Raw genomic sequence first — 5,603 nt, forward strand, 5'->3', positions numbered from 1 at the left:
CGTCAGAAGAGTCAGAAGAGGCTGCCCAGGAAACTTGTCACAGTGTCCAGGAAGCTACTCGAATCCGACGACGACGAGGAGGACGAGGACGAGGACTGCGACGGCGCCTTGGGGTCGGCGAGGTCGATCGTCTCCGTCCAGTAGAGGTTCTGCTCCCGCGAGCTGAACCGCCCCGATTCGTAATGCTTGAGGAGCGGCTCGGCGATGTTGTCGCGCCACCAGTCGCTGTACCCGCCGAGCTCCGGAGCGATATGCGTCCCGGAGTCCATGTCACTGGTGTTCTTCACATGGAACTGAACGGTCGCCGTTCCCGCCTCCTTGTCCACCGACTGGACCGTGTAGTCCATGGTGTAGGAGCCGAGGAACGCCGCGGACAGGTTGGACGTGAAGTCCAGGGCCAGGGTCTTGGAGTTCAGCGAGTGATTCAGACCGAGGTTGTAGGTGACACCCTTGTCATCGGTCCACTGCTTGACCGGGGCACCCATGTTGTAGTTGCCGATGTTGATGTTGTCGGCCGCGATCTCCCGCACACGCTGGACGTGGTAGTGGTCCATGAGCGACTGCGTGACGGCGTCGTTTCCGCCGAACGTCCGGCTCTTGGGCCCGGTGCCGGCGACCCACTCGAATCCCAGGTCCACCGCATTGGGGTTGCTGGGCGTTCCGAAGCAGCTGGGGCAGTGCTCCCGAAGGACCGGCTCCGCGGCGAGCACGGGGGCGGCAAGCGCGTCGAAGGTGTTCTCGACGGCGCCGACGTAGGCGGAGGCGAAGTTGTCGTCCCAGGGGCAGAAGTTCTTCCCCTCGCACCAGTTCGACCAGTGACCGTCGATCTCGACGCCGCTGATCGGGTTGCCTCCGGTGAAGGCGTACCGGTTCCCGGTGAAGGGATCCGAGCCGAGCCGCATGTCGGCGAGGGCGCCGTTGTACATGTCCCGGCTGGTGAAGCGGTTCAGGCCGGGGCTGTAGTCACGGAAGCCCATGTCGTACGTGCCGCTCGCGGCGTCCCAGCGCTTGCCGTTGAAGCGGTAGGGGTTGTACGCCTCCTTGTCGGGCTGCGCCGTGTCGGGCTTGTCGATGCCGGTGAACTCGGCGTCGTTGTTGGTGCCGTAGGCGGTGTAGCCGTAGGTGGACTTGGTGTCACCGGTGGTGTCGGTGAGGGTCTCGACGTCGCTGTGGCCGTTGTAGCCGTAGACGCCGAGCTCCTCGGAGCCGTCGGTGTTCTTCTTCAGCTGCGTGAGGCGCTCGCCCCACGGGCTGTACTGGTAGGACTTGGTGACCGCGCCGGCGACCGCCTCGTTCAGGACCTCGCTGGAGGTGCCGAGGTAGTTGAAGTCGGTGGTCTTGCCGCCCTCCGTCTTGGACGCCGTGCGGTCCAGCGGGTCGAAGACGTAGGTGGTCGTCTTCGTCGTGACCCCGTCGGTCTGCAGCTTGGCGTTCTTGACCACGTGGTCGAAACCGTCGTAGTCCCGGTCCTCGACCACCTTGCCGCCGGCGACGACCGTGTCCAGTCGGCCGTACGGGTCGTAGTGGTAGTTGTTGGTCGCGGCACCGATGCTGGAGCTCAGGAGCCGGTTGCGGTCGTAGGTGTAGTTGGTCGTGACGTTCTTGATCGTCTGGGTGACGACGTTGGCGTTGTTGTCGTGGACGTAGGTCTCGGTGCCCGCGCCGGTACCCGTCTTCACGGACTGGGCGAGCCGGTTGACCGGGTCGTACGTGAAGTCCGTGGTGGAGTTCAGGTACGCGCCGTGGCTGTCGGCGTTCATCTTGGACGCGACGTCCTGCGCCTGGTTGCCGTTGGCGTCGTAGGTGTAGGTGTGCGAGGAGACCAGGGTGGCGTTGGGCTTCTTCTCGGTCTGGCTCTTCAGCGCCGCGTTCAGGTAGTAGGTGTAGTCGACCGTGTTGCCGTTGGCCTTGGTCTCCTTCAGCCGCAGGCCGCGGTCGGTGTAGGTGTAGTCGGTGACCTTCGGCGAGGCGTCCGAGACGGACTTGCCGACCTTCACCGTCTTGACCAGCTCACGCGCGTCGTAGAAGTACTGCGCGTACTGGTCCGGGTGGCTCGTCGTCGCCTTCTGGCCGTTGGCGTCGTAGGTGAACGACGTGGCCTTCTTCTCGACGCCGGCCAGGGACTCGCTGACCTTCTGGACCTGGTTGAGGCCGGTGTAGGTCATCGAGTACGTGTCGATCTTGGCACCCGAGGAGGTGTCCGTGATCGACGTGAGGTTGCCGTTGAGGTCGTACGAGTAGGTGAAGTTCTTCTTCTCGTTGTCCGTCTCGGTGACCGTACGGACGATCTTCACCGCGTCGGCGACGACCTTGCCGGAGGCGTCGGTCGCCAGGGCGATCTTGGACGCGATGCCCTGCTTGAAGGTGAACGCGCCCAGCGAGACCCAGGTGCCGCCACCGGTGGTCTGGTTGACCGTCTTGTCGGTGGTGCCGGCGTCGTGGGTGACGGTGTACTTCGCCGCGGTGGAGGCGCCCGAGGTCGTCGGGTACTTCACGTAGGCGGTGTAGCTGCCGTCCTGCGGGACGTTCAGCGTCCAGGTGAACGTGTCCGTCGACGTGCCCGCCGCGTGGGTGCGGTGGTCGTAGCCCTGCTGGCCGGTGGCCGAGGCCGTGGCCCAGGTGCCGGTCACCGCCGTGGTCTGGGTGTCGGAGTTGTCCGCCACCACCACGTGCGCGCCGACCGGGATGCCGTCGTCGGAACGGGACTGGATGCTGCCGTCGGGGTAGTACGCCCAGCCCTGGGTCCGCGAGGTGGAACCACCGGCGGAGGTGAGGGTGCGCGAGACCTGCTGGCCCATCGTGTTGTAGCCGTAGGAGGTGACGATGTCCCACGGGTCGGTGGACGTCTTGGCCCAGCCGTTGTCGAAGTAGGTGTAGTCGGTGTCGTTGCGGACCGTCTGCCCCGCCGACGGCGGCGCGGAGACCCGCGAGACGCGGCCGACCACGTCGTAGGTCGTCTGGGTGTAGACGTTGGGGTCGTTGTAGCGCGCGTCCGCCGGGTCGTACGGCTGGTACCGCTTGACCGGACGGTTGAGCTTGTCGTACTCGGTGCGGGTGGTGAAGTCGTCCACGGCCGCGGTGGCGGTGCCACGCGGGGTGATCACCTTGGTGGGGTTGCCCATCTGGTCGTACTCGTACTTCGTGGTGCGGATGACACCGGTCGAGTACGGGACCCGCTGCTCGATCGTCTTGCCGCGCTGGTCGTAGACGACCTCGCTGGTGTTGCCCTCCTTGTCGGTGCTCCTGACGACCAGCGAGTCCTTGTCGTACTCGCTCGTGCTGAACTTGCCCGCCGCGTCGGTGACCTTGGTGACGCGGTGGTTGAGGTCGAAGGTGGTCTTGGTGGTGTAGTCGGTCGTGTCGGCGGTCGCGTTCTTCTTCGGGTCGATGACCGTGACCGCGTTGCCGACGTTGTCGTACTCGTAGGAGACCTTGTCGCCCTGGGCGTTGACCACCGCCATGAGCTGGTAGATCTCGTCGTACGTGTTGGTGGTGACGTAGTCGTCCGGGACGGAGGTCGTCGCCACGCCCTTGGGCTCGGTCGTGGTCTTGAGGTTGCCGACCTTGTCGTAGGTGTAGCGGGTCGTGCGACCGCTCAGGTTGTTGTCCGGGCCGGTCGACTCGGTCACCTGGTCCGCGGAGTCGTAGACCGCGGTGGTCACGACGCCGTCCGGGGCGGTGCTGGCGGTGATGTTGTCGTTGGCGTCGTACACGGGAGCCGGGGTGGTGATGAACAGCCCCTGCGCCTGGTCCTTGGGCACCTTGTTGGCCAGCGGACGCTTGTAGACGTCGTAGGCCTGGGTGGTGGTGGTGCCCAGCGTGTCGGTCACCGAGGTGACCTGGCCGCGCTCGTCGTAGACGAACGAGGTGGCGTGGTTCTCCGCGTCGTTGATCGTCTTGGGGTAGCCCATGACGTCGAAGTCGGAGTTGACCGTCGAGTTGCCGTTGGCGTCGGTGGCCTTGGTGAGCTGACCGTAGACGTCGTACTCGTACTTGGTGGTGTAGTCGTCCGGCACCGAGGTGGTGGCGGCGCCCATCGGGTCCGTGACCGTCTTCAGGTTGCCGAAGGCGTCATAGCCGAACTGCCACTTGCGGCCCTCGGGGGACGTCTTGGTGGCCAGGTCGGCCGAGAAGCCGTCCGCACGGGTCAGGTACGTGTAGACCGTCCCCGCGGTGCCGTTCTTGTTGGCCTCCGCGTCCTTCATCGTCAGCGGGTTGCCGGTCTTCGGGTCGTACGTCCAGGTGGTCTGGGCGCCGTTCGCCTCCTTCTGCAGGATGACGTTGTTGTCCGCGTCCCAGGACATGTCCATGGACTGGGACTTGGCGTTGGTGGCCTTCACCTGGCGGCCGAAGTCGTCCAGGACGTAGTCCGTGGAGTGCGACTCGGAGTCCGTGACCTTGGTGTCGGTGAAGCTCGGGTTCACCGTGTCCGCCTTGTAGGCGAAGGTCGTGTTGTTGTTCAGGCGGTCCGTGATGGTCTTGGTCCACCAGTGGTACTTCGGGTCGTCACCGGCCTGCGGGGCGTAGTAGGCCAGCTTGGTGGCGTTGCCCCGGGGGTCGGTGGCCGCCACCATCTTGACGTTCTTGTTGCCCTGCGTGGCGTCGTAGGTGAACTTGAACACCTTCGGCTGCGAGGAGCCCACACCGTCGGTGATCTGGCCGAGCAGACCCTTGTCGGTGTACCAGAAGTTGATCTTGCGACCGGAGATGTCGGTGACCGACTTGACGTGGTCGTAGATCTTGGAGTTGGTCAGGTTCGAACCCGTGGCGATGGTGCCCGTGTCCGAGACGTACTCGTAGGAGTTGTCGCCCTTCTTGAAGTAGTCCACCGTCAGCGACTGCCGCGACGCGGGGTCGGTGATGTACTTCAGGAACTTCGTGGGCTTGTTGTTGGACTTCCGCTCCTCGTAGGTGAACAGCATGGTGTTGCCGTTCTTGTCCACGGTGGAGGTCATGTAGCCGTCGCAGCCGAACAGGAAGCGCGAGCCGTCGGGACGGGTCATCGTCCAGGCGTCCGGAACCGGGTCCTTCAGCGGGGTGCAGTCCAGACCGGGCTTGGCGGCCAGCTTGTAGTGCACACCGGCCGGCGCCTTCCAGGAGCTCGTGGCCGAGTCCCAGCGGAAGACGTGGGTGGTGCCGTCACCGTCCGGGAGACGGATCTCGGTCGGGTTCGGGTTCGGGTGGAAGTCCAGCGGCGCACCCAGACGGATCGGGCCCGAGGCCTGCATGGACCAGCCGTAGCCGGAGACCGTGTCCGAGGTGTCCAGGCTGTTGTAGGCCATCCGGAAGAACGTGTTCAGACCCCGGCCGGGGTTGTTGATCGCGTTGTACGACCACACGACGTTGCCGGAGGCCATGTTGTTCATCATGCTGGCGCCAGCGCCGGTGTTCTTGCCGGTGTAGCCGTAGAACTTCTCCAGGCCGAGGCTGTTGGAGGTGGGGTCCTCGACGGCGACGTTCTGGGCGAGTCCGGGGATGCCGGAGGTTCCCGAGATCCAGGCGCCCGTGGTCTTGTTGTAGACGTCCCAGGTCAGGACGTAGTCGGTGCGCTTGTTGCCGTTGTCCGAGTTGATCGGGGTCTTGACCTGCGCCTGCAGGCTGAC

1 protein-coding gene is annotated in these 5,603 nt (G+C 65.0%); it reads right to left on the reverse strand.

Annotated features, from left to right (window positions below; genetic code table 11):
- Nucleotides 1-11: 11 nt before the first annotated feature.
- A partial coding sequence (locus ACWGN5_RS41615) for a golvesin C-terminal-like domain-containing protein (RefSeq protein ID WP_453524185.1) occupies nucleotides 12-5,603 on the reverse strand: 5,592 nt, incomplete at its 5' end.

It is taken from the genome of Streptomyces sp. NPDC055815 (assembly GCF_053616475.1).